This is a genomic window from Guyparkeria halopsychrophila, from assembly GCF_044582135.1.
In the GTDB taxonomy this organism is placed as follows: domain Bacteria; phylum Pseudomonadota; class Gammaproteobacteria; order Halothiobacillales; family Halothiobacillaceae; genus Guyparkeria.
This window is the reverse complement of record NZ_JBDODP010000071.1, coordinates 1-385: the sequence shown is the minus strand read 5'-3', so window position 1 is coordinate 385 and position 385 is coordinate 1. Positions and strand designations below refer to the sequence as shown.

The following is a 385-nucleotide window of genomic DNA, read 5'->3' as shown; positions in this document are numbered from 1 at the left end:
CTCGTTCGACGACCTGGTCGAGAAGTTCAACAACGCGGCACTGACCCGTTTCGGTTCCGGTTGGGCCTGGCTGATCGTTGACGGCAATGGCAAGCTGCAGGTCACCTCCACCCCGAACCAGGACAACCCGGTGATGGATATCGCCGACGTCAAGGGCAGCCCGATCTTGGGCCTCGACGTCTGGGAGCACGCCTACTATCTGCGCTATCAGAACCGCCGCCCGGATTACGTCAATGCGTTCTGGGACGTCGTCAACTGGGACGAAGTGGTCAAGCGTTACACCGCGGCCAAGTAAGCAAGTTTCCACAGCCAGGACGACGAAAACCGGGCAATCGCCCGGTTTTTTTATGTTTGGTGAAAAGTAGCCACAAAAAAACCGCCCGAA

1 protein-coding gene is annotated in these 385 nt (G+C 57.7%); it reads left to right on the top strand.

Features of this window, described 5'->3' with window-relative positions:
- Positions 1-295, top strand: a 295-nt coding sequence (locus ABGV18_RS11530; protein ID WP_396586153.1) for a Fe-Mn family superoxide dismutase, incomplete at its 5' end; no start/stop codon positions are given.
- Positions 296-385 lie beyond the last annotated feature (90 nt).